This window comes from Kribbella sp. NPDC056951, assembly GCF_042674205.1.
GTDB classification, from domain to species: domain Bacteria; phylum Actinomycetota; class Actinomycetes; order Propionibacteriales; family Kribbellaceae; genus Kribbella; species Kribbella yunnanensis.
On sequence record NZ_JBHUQZ010000020.1, the window covers coordinates 100,693 to 120,516 of the forward strand.

General features: G+C 67.3%; 23 protein-coding genes. 8 read left to right on the forward strand and 15 right to left on the reverse strand.

Annotated elements, in window-relative coordinates:
• The first annotated feature begins 17 nt into the window (after positions 1-17).
• Positions 18-1,511 (forward strand): S10 family peptidase, encoded by a 1,494-nt coding sequence (locus ACFTSF_RS40720; protein ID WP_380160850.1) that lies wholly within the window; start codon positions 18-20, stop codon positions 1,509-1,511.
• On the opposite strand, the gene ACFTSF_RS40725 is transcribed toward ACFTSF_RS40720, so the two are convergent.
• From ACFTSF_RS40725 to map, 3 genes are read right to left on the reverse strand one after another with little or no spacing between them, the layout of a single operon-like run.
• Complete coding sequence (locus tag ACFTSF_RS40725) at positions 1,486-1,785, reverse strand: hypothetical protein (protein WP_380160852.1); 300 nt, start codon at positions 1,783-1,785, stop codon at positions 1,486-1,488. The genes ACFTSF_RS40720 and ACFTSF_RS40725 overlap by 26 nt on opposite strands.
• A 29-nt stretch (positions 1,786-1,814) precedes the next feature.
• A complete protein-coding gene (locus ACFTSF_RS40730) occupies positions 1,815-2,198 on the reverse strand; it encodes a GNAT family N-acetyltransferase (RefSeq protein ID WP_380160854.1) in 384 nt (127 codons plus the stop codon).
• Entirely contained in the window at positions 2,195-3,043 is an 849-nt protein-coding gene (map, locus tag ACFTSF_RS40735; RefSeq protein ID WP_380160856.1) for a type I methionyl aminopeptidase, read from the reverse strand. Before map ends, ACFTSF_RS40730 begins: the two co-directional genes overlap by 4 nt.
• Before the next feature lie 47 nt (positions 3,044-3,090).
• On the opposite strand from map, the gene ACFTSF_RS40740 reads away from it, so the two are divergent.
• Positions 3,091-3,288, forward strand: a complete 198-nt coding sequence (locus ACFTSF_RS40740) for a hypothetical protein (protein WP_380160858.1) — start codon at positions 3,091-3,093, stop codon at positions 3,286-3,288.
• 70 nt (positions 3,289-3,358) lie between these two features.
• Here ACFTSF_RS40740 and ACFTSF_RS40745 read toward each other — a convergent pair whose 3' ends face one another.
• On the reverse strand, positions 3,359-3,964 hold the full coding sequence (locus tag ACFTSF_RS40745; protein WP_380160859.1) for a histone H1-like repetitive region-containing protein: 606 nt from the start codon (positions 3,962-3,964) through the stop codon (positions 3,359-3,361).
• A gap of 48 nt (positions 3,965-4,012) precedes the next feature.
• Positions 4,013-4,306: a hypothetical protein gene (locus tag ACFTSF_RS40750; protein WP_344153760.1), complete on the reverse strand. Its 294-nt coding sequence runs from the start codon at positions 4,304-4,306 to the stop codon at positions 4,013-4,015.
• Here ACFTSF_RS40750 and ACFTSF_RS40755 point away from each other — a divergent pair.
• Both ACFTSF_RS40755 and ACFTSF_RS40760 read left to right on the forward strand, forming a co-directional pair.
• Positions 4,257-4,949 (forward strand): helical backbone metal receptor, encoded by a 693-nt coding sequence (locus ACFTSF_RS40755; protein ID WP_380160861.1) that lies wholly within the window; start codon positions 4,257-4,259, stop codon positions 4,947-4,949. The genes ACFTSF_RS40750 and ACFTSF_RS40755 overlap by 50 nt on opposite strands.
• 63 nt (positions 4,950-5,012) lie before the next feature.
• Positions 5,013-5,189, forward strand: coding sequence for a hypothetical protein (locus ACFTSF_RS40760; protein ID WP_165952739.1), 177 nt, complete (start codon positions 5,013-5,015; stop codon positions 5,187-5,189).
• 8 nt (positions 5,190-5,197) lie between these two features.
• On the opposite strand, the gene ACFTSF_RS40765 is transcribed toward ACFTSF_RS40760, so the two are convergent.
• Positions 5,198-5,695: an NUDIX domain-containing protein gene (locus ACFTSF_RS40765; RefSeq protein ID WP_344153752.1), complete on the reverse strand. Its 498-nt coding sequence runs from the start codon at positions 5,693-5,695 to the stop codon at positions 5,198-5,200.
• Positions 5,696-5,786: 91 nt separating this feature from the next.
• Between ACFTSF_RS40765 and ACFTSF_RS40770 the strand changes: the two genes are divergently transcribed.
• Complete coding sequence (locus tag ACFTSF_RS40770) at positions 5,787-6,689, forward strand: aldo/keto reductase (protein ID WP_380160863.1); 903 nt, start codon at positions 5,787-5,789, stop codon at positions 6,687-6,689.
• Between the two features lie 2 nt (positions 6,690-6,691).
• Positions 6,692-7,849: a hypothetical protein gene (locus ACFTSF_RS40775; RefSeq protein WP_380160865.1), complete on the forward strand. Its 1,158-nt coding sequence runs from the start codon at positions 6,692-6,694 to the stop codon at positions 7,847-7,849.
• Here the strand turns inward: ACFTSF_RS40775 and ACFTSF_RS40780 are convergent.
• A complete protein-coding gene (locus ACFTSF_RS40780) occupies positions 7,846-8,322 on the reverse strand; it encodes a GNAT family N-acetyltransferase (RefSeq protein ID WP_380160866.1) in 477 nt (158 codons plus the stop codon). The two genes, ACFTSF_RS40775 and ACFTSF_RS40780, sit on opposite strands and share 4 nt — an antisense overlap.
• A 52-nt stretch (positions 8,323-8,374) precedes the next feature.
• Here ACFTSF_RS40780 and ACFTSF_RS40785 point away from each other — a divergent pair, with 52 nt between their 5' ends.
• Positions 8,375-8,929, forward strand: coding sequence for a TetR/AcrR family transcriptional regulator (locus ACFTSF_RS40785; RefSeq protein WP_380160868.1), 555 nt, complete (start codon positions 8,375-8,377; stop codon positions 8,927-8,929).
• Here ACFTSF_RS40785 and ACFTSF_RS40790 read toward each other — a convergent pair.
• The 5 genes from ACFTSF_RS40790 to ACFTSF_RS40810 form a co-directional block, all read right to left on the reverse strand.
• A complete protein-coding gene (locus ACFTSF_RS40790; protein WP_380160870.1) occupies positions 8,918-10,354 on the reverse strand; it encodes an RNB domain-containing ribonuclease in 1,437 nt (478 codons plus the stop codon). The genes ACFTSF_RS40785 and ACFTSF_RS40790 overlap by 12 nt on opposite strands.
• Positions 10,355-10,367: 13 nt before the next feature.
• Positions 10,368-11,483 carry a bifunctional RNase H/acid phosphatase gene (locus ACFTSF_RS40795; protein WP_380160872.1) on the reverse strand — a complete coding sequence of 372 codons (1,116 nt, stop codon included), beginning with the start codon at positions 11,481-11,483 and terminating at the stop codon, positions 10,368-10,370.
• Between the two features lie 76 nt (positions 11,484-11,559).
• Positions 11,560-12,165, reverse strand: coding sequence for a zinc ribbon domain-containing protein (locus ACFTSF_RS40800; RefSeq protein WP_380160874.1), 606 nt, complete (start codon positions 12,163-12,165; stop codon positions 11,560-11,562).
• 168 nt (positions 12,166-12,333) lie between these two features.
• A complete protein-coding gene (locus ACFTSF_RS40805; RefSeq protein ID WP_380160876.1) occupies positions 12,334-13,563 on the reverse strand; it encodes a Nif3-like dinuclear metal center hexameric protein in 1,230 nt (409 codons plus the stop codon).
• A 13-nt stretch (positions 13,564-13,576) separates the two neighbouring features.
• Positions 13,577-15,205: a glycoside hydrolase family 13 protein gene (locus tag ACFTSF_RS40810; RefSeq protein WP_380160878.1), complete on the reverse strand. Its 1,629-nt coding sequence runs from the start codon at positions 15,203-15,205 to the stop codon at positions 13,577-13,579.
• A 92-nt stretch (positions 15,206-15,297) separates the two neighbouring features.
• Between ACFTSF_RS40810 and ACFTSF_RS40815 the strand changes: the two genes are divergently transcribed.
• The gene (locus tag ACFTSF_RS40815) at positions 15,298-16,626 is read left to right on the forward strand and encodes an ROK family protein (RefSeq protein ID WP_380160880.1); all 1,329 of its coding nucleotides are present in this window, start codon (positions 15,298-15,300) and stop codon (positions 16,624-16,626) included.
• Here the strand turns inward: ACFTSF_RS40815 and ACFTSF_RS40820 are convergent.
• Genes ACFTSF_RS40820 through ACFTSF_RS40830 form a run of 3 tightly spaced genes read right to left on the reverse strand, consistent with a single transcriptional unit; the run spans position 16,610 to position 19,452 of the window.
• Positions 16,610-18,124 (reverse strand): glycoside hydrolase family 3 N-terminal domain-containing protein, encoded by a 1,515-nt coding sequence (locus ACFTSF_RS40820; protein ID WP_380160881.1) that lies wholly within the window; start codon positions 18,122-18,124, stop codon positions 16,610-16,612. The two genes, ACFTSF_RS40815 and ACFTSF_RS40820, sit on opposite strands and share 17 nt — an antisense overlap.
• A 24-nt stretch (positions 18,125-18,148) precedes the next feature.
• Positions 18,149-19,078: an ornithine cyclodeaminase family protein gene (locus ACFTSF_RS40825; protein ID WP_380160883.1), complete on the reverse strand. Its 930-nt coding sequence runs from the start codon at positions 19,076-19,078 to the stop codon at positions 18,149-18,151.
• Positions 19,078-19,452, reverse strand: a complete 375-nt coding sequence (locus ACFTSF_RS40830; protein WP_380160885.1) for an aconitase X swivel domain-containing protein — start codon at positions 19,450-19,452, stop codon at positions 19,078-19,080. Before ACFTSF_RS40830 ends, ACFTSF_RS40825 begins: the two co-directional genes overlap by 1 nt.
• Positions 19,453-19,824 lie beyond the last annotated feature (372 nt).

The following is a 19,824-nucleotide window of genomic DNA, read 5'->3' on the forward strand; positions in this document are numbered from 1 at the left end:
TGTTTAGGGTGCTCGGCATGGCCGATGAGCAGACGACCGCCGACAGCACCGACAAGCCTGCGACCGAGGAGAAGAAGCCGGCGCCGCCGGTGGACGATCTGGTGGCGACGAAGCACACGCTGACCATCGGCGGGCGTGAGCTGAAGTACACCGCGACCACCGGGCGGATCGTGCTGCGGGAGGAGGTGCTCACCGACGGCAAGTCCGAGGGGTACAAGCCGAAGGCGGAGGTGTTCCTCACCGCGTACACGCTGGATGACGCCGAGGCGGCCGATCGGCCGGTGACGTTCGCGTTCAACGGCGGTCCCGGTTCGTCGAGCATCTGGCTGCACCTCGGGCTGCTGGGACCGCGCCGCGTCGTCTCCGGTGACGCCGGTGCGGTGGCAGCGCCGCCGTACGAGCTGGTGGACAACGATGAAAGCCTGCTGCTGCACAGCGACCTGGTCTTCATCGACCCGGTGTCGACCGGGTTCTCGCGGGCGGTCGAGGGTGAGAAGCCGGGCGAGTACCACGGCTTCACGCGCGACCTGGAGTCCGTGGGCGAGGTGATCCGGCTGTGGACCTCGCGGAACGGGCGGTGGATCTCGCCGAAGTTCCTCGCCGGTGAGTCGTACGGCACAACGCGCGCGGCCGGGCTGTCCGCGCACCTGCAGACGCGCTACGGGATGTACCTGAACGGCGTGATGCTGATCTCGTCGGTGCTGGAGTTCGGCACTCTCGACTTCTCCCCCGGCAACGACCTGCCGTACACACTGTTCCTCCCGACGTACGCCGCCATTGCGCACTATCACGGGCTGATCCCGGACCGGACGCTCGAGGAGGTTCTCGCCGACGCCGAGCGGTTCGCGGCCGGGCGCTACCCGAATGCGCTTGCCCAGGGCAACCGCATCCCGGACGACTACCGCGCCGAGGTGGTGACCCGGCTGGCCGCGCTGACCGGGTTGAGCGAGGACTACATCGACCGCGTCGATCTGCGGATCGAGCACCAGCGCTTCTACACCGAGCTGCTGCGATCCCAACGCCGTACGGTCGGTCGGTTGGACGGCCGGTTCACCGGATGGGAGGTCGACTACGCCATCGACGCGACCCCGAACGACCCGTCGTTCGCCGCGATCATCGGTCCGTACTCGGCCGCACTGAACCACTACGTGCGCTCAGAGCTCGGCTACGAGAACGACCTGCCGTACGAGACGCTCAGCTGGGAAGCCGCGAAGAACTGGTCCTACAAGGAGTTCGAAGGCCAGCAGATCACCGTCGCCGACAAACTCGCCGAGGCGCTCCGCACGAACCCGCACCTCAAGGTCCACGTCGCCTCCGGCCACTACGACGGCGCCACGCCGTACTTCGCGACCGAACACACCCTCGCGCGACTGAAGATCCCCCGCGAGCTCATCGACAACATCGAGGTCAAGTACTACCCGGCCGGCCACATGATGTACGTCCACGACGAGTCCCGCATCCAGCAATCCGCCGACCTAGCGGCCTTTATCGACGGTTCTTCGAACCGCTGACGAGTGCGAGGACCCCGCTGGTCAGCAGCGTGGCCCAGATGTAGGCGTTGGTGAGGATCTGCTCCAAGAACGAGCGTTGGTCGGCAGGTTCGCCGGTGGTGAGTTCCCAGAACATGCCCCCGACGAACCTGCCGATGCCGAACAACGCGATGCGGGCGATCCACCACGCCCACCACCGCTTGCCTTCGCCCTCGTACATCGTGTTGAAGTCGAACAACCCGCGCAGCACGCGCGAAACGGTCAGCGCGCTCGCCTGTTCCCCACCCTCGCTCATCAGCGCAGTGTGACAGCCGAGGGGTTCTTCTACGGGTAGATGCGAAAGCCCGAGAACGTGCGGTGGTGCTCGTACGACGCGTAGAAGTCCTCGGCCGTGTCCGTCACCAGGTCGATACGCTGCGCACCGGTGAGCGGGTGCGCGTAGTCGATCAGCGCACGACCAACACCCTTGCGGCGGTAGTTCACGTGGGTCGCCATCATCGACAGGTACGACGCGATGTGCCCGTCGCTGAGCAGATACGCGAAACCGATCAGCAGCTCACCGTCCAGCGCGACCACACTCGTCACGCCCGGCGCGGTGAGCGTCGCGTGCGCACGGTCGAGGTCGGCGCCGAAACTCGGCCAGCCCTCGGCTTCGCACAACGCGACGATGCCGTCGAGATGCGTGCGCTGGTACTGCTGGATGTTCACGGCAGGGTGAGGATCTCGGCACCGGTGTCGGTGACGACCAGCGTGTGCTCGAACTGCGCGGTGCGGGACTTGTCCTTGGTGGTGGCGGTCCAGCCGTCGTCCCACAGGTCGTAGTCGTACGTCCCGAGCGTCAGCATCGGCTCGATGGTGAACGTCATCCCGGGCTCGATGACGTCGTCGAAACGCTCGTCGTCGTAGTGCGGGATGATCAGGCCGGAGTGGAACGACGTCGCGATGCCGTGACCGGTGAAGTCGCGGACCACGCCGTACCCGAAGCGTTTTGCGTAGGACTCGATCACGCGGCCGATGATGCTCACCTGGCGGCCGGGCTTGACCGCCTTGATCCCGCGCATCAGCGCTTCGTGCGTGCGCTCGACCAGCAGACGATTCTCCTCGTCGACCTCACCGACCAAGAACGTCGCGTTGGTGTCACCGTGCACGCCGTCGAGGAACGCGGTGATGTCGACGTTCAGGATGTCGCCGTCCTCGAGCGGGCGGTCGTCCGGGATGCCGTGGCAGATCACCTCGTTGACCGAGGTGCACAACGACTTCGGATAACCGCGGTAACCCAAGGTCGACGGATAAGCGCCGCGCTCAACCAAATAGTCGTGGCCGACCGCATCGAGCTCGTCGGTTGTCACACCCGGCTTCGCGGCCGCACCGACCGCCTGCAGCGCCTGCGCGGCGAGTTTGCTCGCGACGCGCATCTTGTCCACCAGCTCCGGCGCGGTCACGTACGAACCCTCGTACGGCGTCGGTGCCGGCTTGTCGACGTATTCGGGGCGCGGAATGGCGGCAGGAACTTCGCGGCGCGGCGAGATGGTGCCGGGAGTGAGGATCGACATGGTGGGAACATCTTAGTGAGTAACGCCAAGACTCCCGGGAGGTGGTCATGCCGAAGAGCGACGATCACGAGAACGAGTGGTACTACAACACCAAGACCGGCCAGGTCGAGCCGTACCAGGGCGCCAAGTCCGGCGACCGGCTCGGTCCCTACAGTTCACCGGAAGAAGCGGCCCGGGCGCTGGAAATTGCCCAGGAACGCAACGAAGCCTGGGAGAAGCAGAACAAGGACTGGGAAGACGACTGAATCCAGGTGCGTGAACACACCGAAGGGCACCGCCGTGACGGCGGTGCCCTTCGGGTTTTCGGGTACGGAATCAGCGGGCAGTGGCCTTCCGGGCCGGTGCCTTCCGTGCGGGTGCCTTACGGGCCGGGGCCTTGCGGGCCGGGGCCTTCTTGGCGACCGTCTTCTTGGCCGGAGCCTTCTTCGCCGCGACCTTCCGCGCCGGAGCCTTCTTGGCAACGGCCTTCTTCGCGGGGGCCTTCTTGGCGGCGACCTTCTTGGCCGGGGCCTTCTTCGCCACCTTCTTGGCGACGGTCTTCTTGGCGGCGACCTTCTTGGCCGGAGCCTTCTTGGCCACCGTCTTCTTCGCGGCGACCTTCTTGGCCGGAGCCTTCTTCGCCACGGTCTTCTTGGCGGCGGCCTTCTTCGCCACCGTCTTCTTCGCGGCGACCTTCTTGGCCGGAGCCTTCTTCGCGACAGTCTTCTTGGCGGTGGCCTTCTTCGCCGGGGCCTTCTTCGCCACCGTCTTCTTGGCGGCGGTCTTCTTTGCCGCACTCACCTTCTTGGCGACTGTCTTCTTCGCTGCAACCTTCCGCGCGGTCGTCGTCTTCGCGGCGGTGGTCTTCTTCGCGACAGTCTTCTTGGCGGGAGAAGCCTTTTTGGCTGTCGCCTTCCCTGCGGCTGCCTTCTTGGCTGGCACTTCTGCCTCCTTGTGCGGCTGAGGAAAACCACGGTGGATTCCTCGTCGTCAACGATGATGACAACACTTGGTGGCTTCGTAAAGCACCCGAAACACCTTCGGGTCAAGGCGACGCACGGCCGCGACTGCGAAGAATTTCCGAAAAGCGTTGTGCAGAAGGGTTTCTGCGACACCTGCTGTACGCCGAAGGGCTTCCAGAATTTCTTCACGACACGCGCGCAAAAGTCGTGTCGAACGGCCGTTTGGCGCAGTGTTGTCGTTGGCAACGGAGTTGAGAGGGAGTGTCGAAGCGATGCGTGTAGTGAGTCTCGTGCCGTCGTTGACGGAGTCGATCGCGGTCACGCACGCACACCTTCTCGTCGGTGCAACGGACTGGTGCACACACCCTGCAGAGCTCGACGTGACACGTGTTCGCGGCACCAAAAATCCTGACCTCGAACGGATCCAAGAGCTCGCACCGGACCTCGTGATCGCGAACGCCGAAGAGAATCGCGCGGTCGATGTCGACGCGTTGCGCGCACTCGGCATCGACGTGTGGATGACATCACCGACGACAGTCGACGAAGCACTCGATCAACTCGACGAACTACTCGTCGCGATCACCGCCGACGTACCGCAGTGGTTGCGCGATGCGCGAGCAGTGTGGAGTACGCCGTACTCCGGTCCGCGTCGTCGCGCCGTCGTACCGATCTGGCGGCGACCGTGGATGGCATTGGGACGGGACACGTTCGCCGGTGATGTGCTCAGTCGCATCGGCGTCGACAACGTGTTCGCGGAATCGGGCGAACGCTATCCGCGGTTCGACCCCGAAACATTGCCGCCGTACGACGTCGCGGTGTTACCGGACGAGCCTTATGCGTTTGCACCCGATGACGGGCCGGAGGCATTTCAGCAGCCCGCGAAGTGCGTCTCGGGCCGGCACCTGACCTGGTACGGACCGTCACTCGTCGAGGCGCGTTCAGTACTCAGCGGACAGCTGGAGTGACATGCGACACGATCCCTGCCGTCTCAACTAGACAGTTAGGTTTGCCTCACCTACGCTCGGCCCGTGCCGGAGATGACCGCGAAGAAAAAATGCTGCAAGGACAAGCCGAGGTGTAAGAAGTGCCCGGTGGTCCTGAAGCGGCTGGCTGATGCCGGCTGCGCGGAGCGGCTCGACCGGGTGCACTACAAGGTCGACAAGAAGGTTCCGAAGAAGGTCCTGAAGGAAGCGCGCTCGCGCTGACGGTCGGTTTACGAGGCGCGCCGCAGGGTGATCGCGTCGGCCGCCTGCCGGAGTAGTCCGGGGATCGTGACGTGGGCGGCCTGGCCGGTCGCCTCGAGGTCGTCACCCCACCACCAGCCGTGCGCGCTGATCGTCTGCAGTTCCAGCTCCTCCTGGTTCGCGAACGTGACGTCGACGGTGTCGACGGCGACCGCGAAGAACGTCTGCTGCTGAATCATCCGGGCACCGCCCCACTCGAACTCGATCGTGTTCGACGCGACCGGCGTACCGAGTGCGTCGGCGGGCAGCACGATGCCGACCTCCTCGCGCAACTCGCGGCAGGCGGCGTCCGCGATCGACTCGCCGGCCTCGACGCCGCCGCCGATCGTGAACCAGTAGGGAACGTGGGGTTTCAGCGGATCCCAGCCGTGCAGCAACAGGACTTTGCCGTCCGGACGCACCGGCAGCACACGAGCCGTCGTCCGGCGGACGACGGTACCTGGAGGTGGCAACCGAGATTCACTCACACCACAAAACGCTAGACGACTTCCGGCACCTCGTGCCGCGCAATGCGGCGAGTCTCACGAGTTGTTGCCGCTGACATCTACGATCGAACCTATGGGAGCACGTATCGGTCTAGGCCTCGCAGCGCTCGGTCGGCCGGGGTACATCAACCTCGGTCACGACGAGGATCTGCCCGCCGGAAGGGCGGTCGAGGATCTTCGGCAGCGCACGCACGAACTGCTCGAACTGGCCTGGCGATCGGGTGTTCGCTACTTCGATGCCGCGCGTTCGTACGGGCTTGCCGAAGAGTTCCTCGGTGAGTGGCTGACTCCGGAACGTCGTTCCCAGCTGACCGTGGGTTCGAAGTGGGGCTACACGTACGTCGCGGGCTGGCAGCACGACGCCGAGACGCACGAGGTGAAGGATCACGCGCTCGCGACGTTCGAGCGGCAATGGCCGGAGACCCTGCAGGCATTGGGTGGCGCACCGGATTTCTATCTCGTGCACAGCCTGACGACGGACAGCCCGGCGCTCGGCGACGAGAAGTTGCTGAACCGGTTACGCGAGCTTGCGGACACCGGCGTACGGATCGGTTTGTCGACGAGCGGACCGCATCAGGCTGCCGCGTTGCGGAAGGCACTTGAGCTCGACGGGCCGTTCACGGCGGTCCAGTCCACCTGGAACGTGCTGGAGACCTCGGTCGGCGGCGCGCTGGCGGAAGCGCATGACGCCGGCTGGTTCGTGGTGGTGAAGGAGGCGGTCGCCAACGGGCGACTGACCGCGAAGGCGGGCGAGACGCCGTTCAATGTGTTCGCTCGCAAGCACGGCATCGCCCCGGACTCGCTCGCGATCGGTGCGGCGGCCGCGCAGCCCTGGGCCGACGTCGTGCTCAGTGGCGCAACGACCGCCGAACAACTCGAGAGCAATCTGACATTCCGTCTCGACGGGCCGCTGACCGAGTTTGTCCAGCAACCCGACGAGTACTGGACCGAGCGTTCAGCACTCCCCTGGATCTAGCCATGGCGCGCAGGGGGTTGCGGAAGATGCGCACCGGGCTCGTGATCCTGGTGCTGCTAGTCGTGGTCGGCGGCGGTGGGTACATCGGTTGGGTGCTCGTCCAGCGATCCGAAGCGGTGTCGCTGCCCACACCCACCGGCAAGCTACAGGTGGGCCGGCAGACCTTCGAGTGGACCGACAAGGCCCGCAAGGACCCGTACGTCGCAGGGCCGCGGCGGCTGGCCGTTTGGGTCTGGTACCCGGTGGCGAAGGGCGTGAGCGGACGCAAGGCGGCGTACGCGCCCGGGCAATGGAGCGGCCTGCGGGAGAAAGCGCCGTTCTCGATCCTGCAAAGCCCATTCGACAGCGTGCGGGATCCTGCGCTCGATCATGCCGAGGTCGCGCCGGGCCGGTTCCCGGTCGTGGTGCTGCTGCCCGGCGAGGGACTGTCCGCGCCGATGTACGCGACACTCGCCGAGAACCTCGCGAGCCACGGATATGTCGTCGCGGGCGTCACACCGACGTACAGTGCGAAGCTCACTGTCCTCGGCGGGCAGACGATCGAGAGCATGCCGGCCGCCGTACCGCCGAAGCCCGAGGACAACTCACCGGGTGGATTGCAGACCGGCGATCATCTCGTCGGCACCTGGGCAGCCGACGCGCGGTTCGCGGCGGCGGAGGTGGCGAAGGAGTTCCCGGACAGCGTGGACCCGGACTTCGGCCCGTCGTACGTCGGACATTCGTTCGGCGGCGCGGCTGCGTTGGAAGCCTGCCGGACCGATGCGCGCTGCGCGGCCGCGGTCGACGTGGACGGCCGGCAGTTCGGTGAGGTGCTGAAGAAGGGCGTCCAGGCACCGATCATGCTGCTCGGTGCCGACGACTCGTGCATGACCAGCATCTGCGGTCCGGACGCCAAGTCCGACACCGATCGGGCCCGAGCCCTATCGTTGCTCAAGGCAAGCACCAACACCTCGTGGTGCGCGACCGTCCCCGGCACCCGGCACCTCAACTTCACCGACTACGGCACCTACTACCTGGCGTTACCCCTCCGAAAACGCCTCGCACTAGGCACTGTCGATCCCCGCCACGCCCTCACCGTCCAGAACGGCTACCTCACCACCTTCCTCTCGCACGCCCTCCGCAACACCCCCGCCCCGGGCGCCCCCGCCTGCGCGTCCTAGAGGTCCAGCTCGTAGTTCTGGCCGATGAGTTCGTCTCCCCAGTCGTTGTGGGGTTCGGAGTCGGTGAGGCGGAATCCGCGGGCCAGGTAGATGTGGCGAGCGGCAACCAATGGGTCGTTCGTCCAGAGGACCATGCGTTTGTAACCGGCCGCGCGGGCGAAGGCCAGGCAGGTGTCGACGAGTTCGGCGCCTAGACCGCGGCCGCGTGCGCCGGGGGTCAGTAGCAGGAGTCGCAGTTTGGCGGTCGTCTCGTCGGGACCGCGGACGCAGAAGATGCTGCCGACGCGTTCGCCGTCGACCTCGGCGATCCACGCGGCCTCGCGGCTGTCGTCGTGGTCGGTCGCGTACGCCGCGACGATCTGCGCGATCAGCGTCTCGTAGGCGAACCCCCAGCCGTACTCGGCCGCATAGGTCTCGGCATGCGACTGCACCACCCAGCCCAGATCGCCCGGAACACCCAGCTTCCTGATCATCAAGCCCGTCCTATCTACTGACACGACTGTTTCAGTAGTCCATACTAAGCACGTGCCGACCTTGAAGGAAACCCCCTCCGCGCGACAGCAGGAACTGCTCGAGCGCGCCTACGAGTACTCGCTCGGCCACGGGCTGGCCGACCTCTCGCTGCGTCCGCTCGCCACCGCGATCGGTTCGAGCCCGCGAGTGCTGCTGTTCCTGTTCGGCAGCAAGGACGGTCTGATCCGGGCATTGCTCGCCCGCGCCCGCACCGACGAACTCGACCTGCTCCAACAGATCGAGAGCCAGTACGACGAACCGCCCGGCCTGACCGTGGTCGCGCGGGAACTGTGGACGTGGTTGGCCGCCCCGGAACGCCGGCCGCTGATGGCGTTCTGGGTGGAGGCGTACGGGCGCTCGCTGGTCGTGCCGGACGGGCCGTGGGCCGACTATGGCCGGTCGACGGTCGAGGATTGGCTTGAGCTGCTCAAGGCCAGTGAGCCGGATGCTGCGGAGGCACGACGTACCGGCGTACTGGCGATGTTGCGGGGTGCGCTGATCGACCTGCTGGCGACCGGCGATCTCGATCGCACGACCGCCGCAGTGGAGGACTACTTACGAGATTAGTTCGAAGGTGACACTGCGCTTGACGATGTCGGCCTCGACGAGCTTGACGCGGACCGCCTTGCCTAGCGGAAGGTTCGCCGTACCGCTGACTCGGCCTTCGACCGCGTGGGCGGAGAGGACGACGATGCCGCGGTTCGGTTCGCGGTTGTCGACGTCGGTGATGACGCCGTCGAACTCGGCGCCGAGCTGGTCGTGCAGCAGACCGGCCTCGACCATGCCGACGATCGCGCGCTCGTAGGCGTTGGCGCGGCGGTCCGCCTCCTCCATGATCTTCGGCAACTCGTCCATCGACTCGCGCACCCACGCGGGGACCTCGGTCCCGGCTGACAGTGCGAGACAGATCTCGCCGGCCCAGCGGTCGATCAAGCGGCGCAGCGGCGCGGTGACATGGGCGTACTCGGCCTTCATCGCGGCATGCTGCGGATGCTCCGGCACACTCCCCGCGAACGTCACGTAGCCGGCGCCGCGGAACAGCACCGTGCACGCCGCGAGCATCGCCGCATGCGCCGGCACAGTCGGGTCTAGTCCGTGGATGAACTCGGCGTACGTCGTCTCGTGCGGCCAGTCGATGCCGAGTGCCTTCGCGGTGTGGCCGAGCTTGTTCCGCAAGTCGTTGCGGGCCTCCGGCAGGGTCCGGAGGATGCCGATCTTGCCTTTGACCATCAGGTCGGCCGCGGCCATCCCGGTGAGCAGCGAGATCTGCGCGTTCCAGCCCTCGACCGGAAGCGGTGCGCGGAACTCCAGGCTCCACCCGTCGTCCGAGGTGACGACCTCCTGGTCGGGGATCGGCAGGTTGACGCCACCACGTTCGAGCTCGAGCTGCTCGCGGAGCTTGCCGACCTCACGAAGGAGTTGGAGCGACTCGGACGCCGTACCGGCATCGAGGTCCTTCTGGACACCGGCGTAGTTGAGCTTGGTGCGCGACTTCACCAGGGCCCGCTCGCACGTCACGCCGGTGCTCTCGCCGCGCGCGTTGAGCGGGACGGTCCACAGCAGCGCGGGCCGCACCTGGTCGGGCAGTAGCGACGCCGCGCCCTCGGACAGCTCCGGCGGGTGCAACGGCGTCCGCTTGTCCGGCGCGTACAGCGTGACGCCCCGGCGACGCGTCTCGCCATCGATCGGATCGCCGTACTGGACGAACGCGGCGACATCGGCGATCGCGTAGTGCACGACATAGCCGTCGCCCGCACGCTCGATGTGCAATGCCTGATCAAGGTCCATCGAGTCCGGCGGATCGATCGTCACGAACTCCAGATCGGTCCGATCCAGCGCCGGCGACTGCGGCGCCGTACCGGCCTTGAGCGCCGCGGCGACGACGTCGGGCGGGAACTCCGCCGGTACGTCGAGCTCCCGGCGGATGTCCTGCAGCGACGACCGGAACACCTCCGGCACATCGTCAACGAACCTGACCTTCTGCAATGGCATGGGGTCAGACTAACTAGGGGACCACGTTGTAGGACTTCAGCGACGCGAGGCCGTCGGCGTACCAGTGGATCTCGGTCAGGGTGGCCGGGCGCATTTCCATCCGGAAGATCGACGCCATCGGAGCCTGCAGGACCGAACGGACCATCAGCTTGATCGGCGTCACGTGCGTGACTACGAGAACCGTCTTGCCCGGGTACCGGGTGAGCAGACCGTCGCGCGCCGAGCGGGCCCGGCGGGCACAGGTGTCGAACGACTCGCCACCGGGCGGTGCGACCGTGGTCGACTCCATCCAGGCGCCCAAGGCGTCCGGCCACTTCTCCTGGACCTCTGCGAAGGTGTGGCCGTCCCAGTCACCGAAGGAGCACTCGACCCAGGAGTCGTCGACCACGACCTCCACGCCGAGCTTCTGCCCGACGACGGCGGCGGTCTCTTGCGTCCGCCGCATCGGCGACGAGACGATCGCGTCGATCCCGCCCCGCCGGGCCAGGAACTCCGCTGCTGCGGCGGCCTGTGCACGACCGGTCTCGCTGAGGCTCGGGTTGTCGCCGCCCAAACCGGAGAACCGCTTCTCGGCAGTGTGCGGCGTTTCGCCGTGGCGGAGGAAGATCAGCTGGGTCGGCGGCTCGACCTCCGCACCCCAGCCCCGCATCGCCTTCGCCTGGTCGGACGGCTCCTTGACCACGACCGGCTTGGCCGCGGCCGGCTCCGGCTTGAGCGGGATCGGGACGCCGTCGAGGGCGTTGTTCGCGAGGGCGTCGGCGGCCGAGTTCTGCGCGCGCGGCACCCAGGTCCACTCGGTGCCGAACGGCGCGAGGCCCTGCGCCTTGATCGCCAGCGGCTTCATGTCCGGGTGCTTGATCTTCCAGCGGCCGGCCATCTGCTCGATGACCAGCTTGGAGTCCATCCGCACCTCGATCGAGGCATCCGGCGCGTACTCCCTGGCCAGCTCCAGGCCGGCGATCAGACCGGAGTACTCGGCGACGTTGTTGGTCGCGACGCCGAGCGTCTTGCCGTCCTGCGCGATCACCTCACCCGTTGCCGGGTCGCGCACGAGAGCGCCGTACGCCGCTGGTCCGGGGTTGCCCCGGGATCCCCCGTCGGCCTCGACGATCACATGCGTGTAGCTCATTCACGTCCTCGCTTCGCTCCGGGCGCGAACGAGGCGCAAATCGGGCTGTACTTGATGATGAGCTCGCTGCGCTCGCTCATACCGCGCTCTCCGACGTGCGGACGAGGATCCGGCCGCATTCTTCACAACGCAGTACGGCGTCGGGGGCGGCCGCCTTGATCGCGTTCAGGTCCGACGGGGCGAGCTCCATCCGGCAACCCATGCAGCGCTTGCCGACGAGCGGCGCGGCGCCGATGCCACCGTTGTGCTCACGCAGTCGCTGGTACTGCTTCACCAGCGGCTCAGGCAGCTCGGCCAGCACGGCAGTGCGCTTCTCGTTGATCCCGGCGCGCTGCTCGTCAAGCTCCTTGAGCGAGCCGTCGCGAGTGCTCTCCAGCTCGGTCTGCCGCCCGGCGAACGCCTCGGCGCGCGACCGCAGGTCGGTCTGCACTACCTCGGCCGCCTCCAGCTTCTCCATCACCTCGAGCTCGGCATCCTCGAGGTCCGAGATCCGCCGCTCCAGCGAACCGATCTCGTGCTGCAGGTTGTCGAGATCCTTCGGCGAGGTGATCTGGCCGGACTGGATCCGCTGCTCGTTCCGCGCCTTGCGCTGGCGGACCTGGTCGACATCACTATCAGCCTTCTTCTGCTCACGCTGCAGGTCCCCAACCGTGGTGTCCGCGGTGACCAGCTCCCGGTCCACCACCGACTTCTCCGCGATGAGCTCGGTCAGAGCCTGGTGCTCCGGCAGCGATTTGCGCTTGTGCGCGACCTGATCCAGCTGCAGGTCGAGATCCTGCAGGTCCAGCAGACGGCGTTGGACGGCGGGCTCGGCGTTCAGAGTCGGCTCCTTAGATCGTTCAGTTAGCGCTCAGAGCCGCAGAGTCCAGGCGTCGGTGCAGAGCGTCGAGATGTGAGTTTCTACCGTACTGCCTCGCGCTGCCAACCCTTCGCGCAGGAGCCGATCAGCATCCCGCAACCACGGCCACTCACTGGCCCAGTGCGCGACGTCCACGAGCGCCGGATCGCCGTACGCCTGCGCCTCAGTCGCCGGGTGGTGCCGCAGGTCGGCGGTCACATACGCATCAACCCCCGCCGAACGCACCTTCCCAAACTCCGAGTCCCCCGCTCCTCCAACCACCGCGACGGTGCTGATCATTCGTTCGAGGTCACCCGCCACCCGTACGCCGTGCTGCGTCCGCGGCAGGCTATCCGCCACAACCTGCGCGAACTGCTTCAACGGAAGCGGCTCCGCCAGTACGCCGACCCGCCCACCACCGCGATTACTCGGCAACTCGGCCAGCTCGTAGACGTCGTACGCCGGTTCTTCGTACGGGTGCACCGCCTTGAGAGCGGCGACGACGGTGCGACGCTTGTGCCGCGGCAGGATCATCTCCACGCGAGTCGCCGCCACCCGCGATACCTGACCGACGCGACCGATCACGGGGCTGGCGCCGTCGAGCGGCCGAAACGTCTCCTCGCCAACCGAGGTAAACGCAGCCCGGTCATAGCTGCCACCAGCCGAGGTCGACGCACTCGCGCCGCCGCTCGACGCGGGCGACCCATCCCGTCCCCCGCCAACACCATGCGAGGCCGACACAGCGTGCTGGGTGCTGAGTTGGCCGGCGCCTGCTGCGGCTAGGGCGTCTAGGACCTGCTCCACGTTCTCGGTCGGGACGAAGACCACCAGCTTGTCGAGCGGGTCTTCCGGCATCGGGTTCAGCGGACGGGTTGCGCGTAGGCCTAGGGCGGCGGCTAGGGCGTCGCTGACGCCGGGGTTGGCGTTGTCGGCGTTGGTGTGGCAGACGTGCAGGGCGGTGGTGGTGCGGATCAGGTCGTGGATGACGCGACCTTTGGGGGTGGTTGCGGCGACGCTGTTGACGCCGCGGAGGAGCAGGGGGTGGTGGGTGACGAGCAGGTCGAAGTCACCTGCGATCGCCTCGTCCACCACCTCCCGCATCGGGTCCACGGCGAACAGGATCCGCCGTACCGGCTGATCCGGGTCGCCTGTGACCAGTCCGACCGCGTCCCAGGACTCTGCCCAGGACGGGTCGTACAACCGGTCGAGTACGGCGATGACGTCGGCGAGCCTCGGGTTCACGAGGCCCATCCTGCTAGATGAGCCAGGCCGTCGTGTCGCCGGGGAGTTTGGCGCCTTCCAGCGGCCCACTGGACAGCACGACCGCCGCGTCCGGGAGCTCGACCGGGGCGTCGCCGAAGTTGGTGATCGACTGCCAACCGCCGGGCCGGGTGAAGTGCAGCACCCACTCGACGCCGTCGTTCCACTCCAACTCGTTCGCGGTCTGCAGCCCACGCCGTACGGCGAGAGCCTTGCGGTAGAGGCTGAGGGTCGACTCGGCGACCCCGTCCTGCGCCTCGACCGAGTACTGACCGAACCACTTGGGCTGCAGCAGGTGCGAACCGCCGGTCCCGAAGCCGAAGGACAGCCCGCCGACCGTCCACGGGATCGGCACCCGGCAACCGTCGCGCCCCTTCTCGGCACCCTTGGAGCGGAAGTACGCCGGGTCCTGCAGATTGGCCGCAGGCAATTCGCCGACCTCTTGCAGGCCAAGCTCCTCACCTTGGTACAGGTACGCCGACCCCGGCAGCGCAAGCATCAGCAGTACGGCGGCGCGCGCCCGGCGCAGGCCGAGTTCGACATCGACTGTCGGCTCGGTGCCGTTGCTCAGCAGCCACGCCTTGCCGTCCTGCCAGCCACCGGCCGGGTCGCTCGGCAACCCGTACCGCGTCGCGTGCCGGACGACGTCGTGGTTGGAGAACACCCAGGTCGACGACGAACCGTTCTGGCCGGCCAGCGCGAGGTTCTCCTCGATGACCTGACGGAACTTGTCGTAGTTCCAGTCGGCCTGCAGCAGGTCGAAGTTGAACGCCTGCCCGAGACCGTCCGCACTCGCATAGCGAGCACGACGAGCGGCCGGGACGAACGCTTCCGCCACGGCCGAGCGCGGCGGGTCGTACTCGTTCAGCACGGTGCGCCACTCGCGGTAGATCTCGTGCACGCCGTCGCGGTCCCACAGCGGGTGGACGCCGTTCGACTCGGACTGCCGCGGCAGCTCGGTCTTGGACTTGAACGGCTCGGTCAGGTCCTTCACCAGGGCGTGGGCGACGTCGACGCGGAAGCCGTCGACCCCACGATCGGACCAGAACCGCAGCGTGGTCAGGAAGTCCTCGCGGACCTCGGGGTGCGCCCAGTTCAGGTCGGGCTGCTCGGCCGCGAACAGGTGCAGGTACCACTGGCCGTCCGGGGTCTGCGCCCAGGCGGAGCCGCCGAAGATCGAGTCCCAGTCCGAGGGCGGCTGGTCGCCGTCCCCGTCGCGGAAGATGTAGCGGTCGCGGGCCGGCGTACCGGGCTGTGCGGCGAGTGCCTCCTGGAACCAGACGTGCCGGTCAGAGGTGTGGTTCGGCACGATGTCGACGATCAGCTTGATGTTCGCCGCGTGCAGCGCCTCGACCAGCTGACCGAAGTCGTCCAGGGTGCCGAGTCGCGGATCCACGTCGCGGTAGTCGTCGACGTCGTATCCGCCGTCGGCCAGCGCGGACGGGTAGAACGGGCTCAGCCAGACCGCGTCGATGCCCAGGTCGATCAGGTACGGAACGCGGCTGATGATGCCCTGCAGGTCACCCACCCCGTCGCCGTCGGCGTCGGCGAAGCTGCGCGGGTAGATCTGGTAGACGACAGCCTGCCGCCACCAGTCGGGGTCGGTCGTCTGCGGACTGGTCACAAGTGCCTCACTTTGTGATTAATATAGACTCTAAATTTAGGTTCTGCAGTATTCTGCGCGCGGATCTACAGTGAGGTCAAGAGGGGGTCACCATGACGAGCACTCCGGTCGCCGCCGCGACCCCGGCCCTGCTCCGCCGCGTCAACGCCGGCAAGTTACTGGGTGTGCTCTCCACCGCCGGCGTGATGACCGGTACCGGCCTGATCCAGGCCACCGGCCTCACCCGCGCCACCGTGCACGCGGTCTGCAACGACCTGATCGACATGGGCTGGGTGGTCGAGCTCGACCCCGGCCGCGACGACACCGCGGTCGGTCGTCCTTCGCGGCGCTTCGAGTTCAACAGCCGCGCGGGTTACGTGCTCGGCATCGACATCGGCGCCGGCCGTACGACGGTCCTGCTCGCCGACCTCCGCGGTGTCAGCCTGGCCAAGGCGGGCCGCTCGCTGTCCGCGGTGAAAACTCCCGCCGACCGTACGGCGCTCGTGCACGAGGCCGTGGTCGAGGCGCTGGCGGTTGCCGATGTTTCCGACTCGCAGGTGCTCGCCGCCGGCGTCGGAGTCGCCGCCCCGGTCGACCGCGCCGGCAACATCCTGGTCGACGACGAGTTCTGGCGCCGCTTCGACACCGACCTCGGCAAACACCTCACCGAACTCCACGGCTGGCCGGTCTTGCTGGAGAACGACGCCAACCTCGCCGTACTGGGCGAACACTGGCGCGGCGAAGGCCAAGGCATCGACGACCTAGCGGTGCTTCTCGCCGGCGAACGCTTCGGCTCCGGCCTGATGGACTCCGGCCGCCTCCTCCACGGCAGCCGCGGCGGCGCCGGCGAAATGCTCTACCTGAAACTGGTAGAAGGAGTAGGCGACACCCACGGCATAGCCCGCATAGCCCGAGACCAAGCCACCGCGATCCTCGCCGACCCCACAGTCGAAACCAGCCTCCGCGCGCTAGCTGCCGAATGCCCAGCGGGCTCCAGCCCTTCAAGCGGGAGCGGATCAGGCCCCGCGATCCCCACCTCAGCCCGCGCCCTCGCGGGCCCGACCGACTCTGCGTCCGATTCCCCCACCCCCGCTTTCCCCTCCCACTCCATCACTGCGGAGCAGGTGTTTGCGGCGGCTGCTGGTGGGGATGCAGTTGCCTTGGGCATCCTTCGGTCGGTGGCGGCGCGGACGGCTCGTGTGGTTGCCACGTTGGCGATTCTGGTCAACCCGGAGTTGGTTGTGCTGGGTGGTGCAGTAGCTGAGGCGGCGGGTCAGCTGCTGCCTGATATCGAGCAGCAGCTGTCCGGTTACACGAGTACGCCGCCGCGCGTGGCGGTGTCTTCACTCGGCGACGCGATCGTTTCGGTCGGCGCCGTCCGCCACGCACTCAACTACGTCGAGCAGCACGCACTGGACCTGGTGCTCACGCGTCCCGCGTAAGTGCCCGCACCACCGCTTCCAGCACGATCACATTCCGCCCGGAAGTAGTTGCCGACGGCACCCCATCCGGAACCAGCGCCTGATCCTCCGGAATACCGGTGCACAGAACGAACACGTCATCCCGACGATCCCGCAGCAAGAACTCCAGCGCCTCCCGAATCCACGGCGTACGGCCTGCGTCCTGTACGGCGATCACCAGCGGCCGCCCCTTCGCCGCAGCAGCCGCCCGCGCCAGCGCATCCTCCGACTGCTCATCCTCGGACTGATGGTCCTCGAACAGCGCGGCTTCCTTCTCCGACAGCCGGTGCTGATCACGCAGCACGACACCATCAGACCCCGGCGCGATCCGGGCGAAGATCTCCGGCAGACCGCTGAAGTACGGGTGCCACGCCGGGTGCAGCCCCTGCGTCAGATCGATCACGTACGGCGTCGCGCCCAGCGCGGGGAAGGTCTGCCCAGCCACGACCCGCTCACCCACTTCGCGGACCGCTGCGCCGTCGAACGCGGTCTGCCGCTTCCGCTCCCCCAGTGAGGCGGCGAGCGCACGCACCCGCCGAGCCGCATCGGCAACACGCTCACCCGGCAGCGAACCGTTGCCCACGGCATCGACAATGTGTTTCGTCAGTCCCTGCGGATCCGCGGCCCCGATCGCGATCATCGCGAGATCGGCACCGGCCCGGATCGACGCCACGGTCGCGTCCTCGATCGACTGGTTCTTCGTGATCGCGCCCATCTCGAGAGCGTCCGTCGTGATCACGCCCTCGAACCCCAACTCCTCGCGCAGCAACCCGGTCAGGATCCGGTGCGACAGGGTGGCGGGCTGATCGTCGTACGCGGAGAAGACGATGTGCGCGCTCATGATCACCTCGGCCCCGGCCGCGATCGCCGCCTTGAACGGCAGCAGCTCGACCGCGTGTACCGCCTCGATCGACCGGTCCACCCGCGGCAGGTCGAGATGCGAGTCGACCGCCACGTCACCATGCCCCGGGAAGTGCTTCAGGCACGACGTGACACCGGCCTCCCGCACCCCCTCGATGAACGCGACACCGTGCCTCGCGACCAGCTCCGCCGTCGTACCGAACGCGCGCGTCGAAATGATCGGATTGGCCGGGTTGCTGTTCACGTCGATCGACGGCGCGAGCATCAGGTCGATCTCGAGCGAGGCGAGCGTCGCGGCCGCATCCCGCGCCGACGCCCGGGTCAGGTCGACGTCGTCGAGATCACCGAGCGTCCGCGGCGACGCAAGCGGAAACGGGTTGGCCGGCCCGAGGTGACTGAACTCGCCACCCTCGTGATCGATCCCGATGATCACGTCCGGGCGCTCGGCGCGCAGGCTCTGGGTCAGCGCGAGCACCTGCTCGGGGCCGGTCACGTTCCGGGTGAACAGGATGACGGCACCCAGCCCGTCGGCGACGGCGCGGCGCAGGTGATCGGGGGCAGTGGTCCCGGCGAAGCCGACGATCAACGCGCCGGCAGCATCACGTTCCAGATCGGTCATGCGGACACCCTCTCGCGGGCTGAGCTAATTCGCCAGCCCCCTTTCCGAAATCTCACTCTCAAAAACAGCCGTCGCCACGGCAAGGTCCTGCCAGGCCATCCCGACACTCTTGAAAATCCGCCGCTTCGTGGGGTCGATCTGGACGTCGCCGCGCAACACAGCCCCGAGTTCGACGGGCGCGTCCGCGGGCAGGGCGCGGGCCGCGACCGCCTGAATGACATCACCGGCCTCTGTCGTAGCAGCGGTCTTCGACTCGACGACAACCTGCGCATCCTTGAAGAGACCTGCTGGAAGCTCGGCCGCCGTCGGCGTGTGCGACCCGACCGCCACGGCGATCACGTCCGGGGCGAGTGTGTCGGGCACGACCGGCGTGGCGGCCGACGTACAGCAGATGACGAGACCGGCGGTGGTCAGATCATCCGTCGTACCGGCATGAGCCTCGACCCCGAGGGATCGCCCGTAGGCGACGAGCTCCTCGACAGCCTCACTACGACGCCCGTGAACGCTGAAGTCCGCGCACCACCCGAGCTCAACCAGCATCCGCAGATGCGCCCGCGCCTGCACACTCGTCCCGACGATGGCTGCTTTTGTGGTCGCCCCGCCGAGCGCAGCGATACCAACCATCGACACACCAGCAGTCCGCACGGCGGTCAGCTCAACCGCATCAATCACCGCAACCGGCGTCAACGTCGCCGAGTCGAACAACACATACACCCCCTGCACCCGCGGCAACCCAACAGCCGGATTGTCCGGCGCAACAGTCGCGATCTTCACCCCCGTCAGCCGATCATCAGCCGCCGGCATCAACAACAACTCGCCCCCAGGCGCCCCAAACGCCGACCTCGCGGCACTCCGCTCCAAAGTCCGCCGATCAACCGCCACCCGCCGAATCCCCTCCACCACCGCCGCGGCCGGCACCGCCAACACCTCCACCCCCGAAAACTGCCTAACCATCACAACTCCTCCGTCAGCGTGGCGTACTCGCCGGACGCGGCGATCCTGGCACGCGACCAGGTGGACAGCGTGGCGAGGTCGGCCGACGAGAGTTCCACGACCGGGATGCCGCGCTCGTACAACTCGGCCGCGACCAACGCCCCAATCACCAGAATCGGATCAGCCCGCAACAACACCAGCGCCCCCGGCCCAACCCCCAACCGCAACTGCTCCGCCAACACACTCGCGCTAGACGACGACCCCCGACTCCCCGGCATCACCACAACCCGCCCCTTGAGCGACTCCCCACACTGCGGATGCCGCTCATCGGTAATCACCCCAGTAGCCGCGTCAGTACCACCCCACAGCGACAACGGCTCGCCCAACACCAGCACCCGCCCAACCGCCGTACCCCCATGCAAACACCGCCCCCTCATCACACTCCTCTCCCCTCCCATCCTCCCCCCGGCCACCACCCACCCCTCCCTCGGCCACCGCTCACCCCCTCCTCGACCACCGCTCATCCCCTCCTCGACCACCGCTCGCCCCTCCGCCGCTCACCTCTCCCCCGCGATTCCCCCGCGACCGCGACCGCGAACCGCGAGCCGCGAGCCGCGAGCCGCCACCACTGTCCACCACCACAGCCGCCGTCTCCCACCTCGATGCATTTGATGGGTTCACCCCAAGGCCGGTTAGTTAGTGGTCAGGGTGGTGTGTCAAGGATGTCGATGGTGATGGTGGCTTTGTAGGTGGTGCGGTTGATTTTT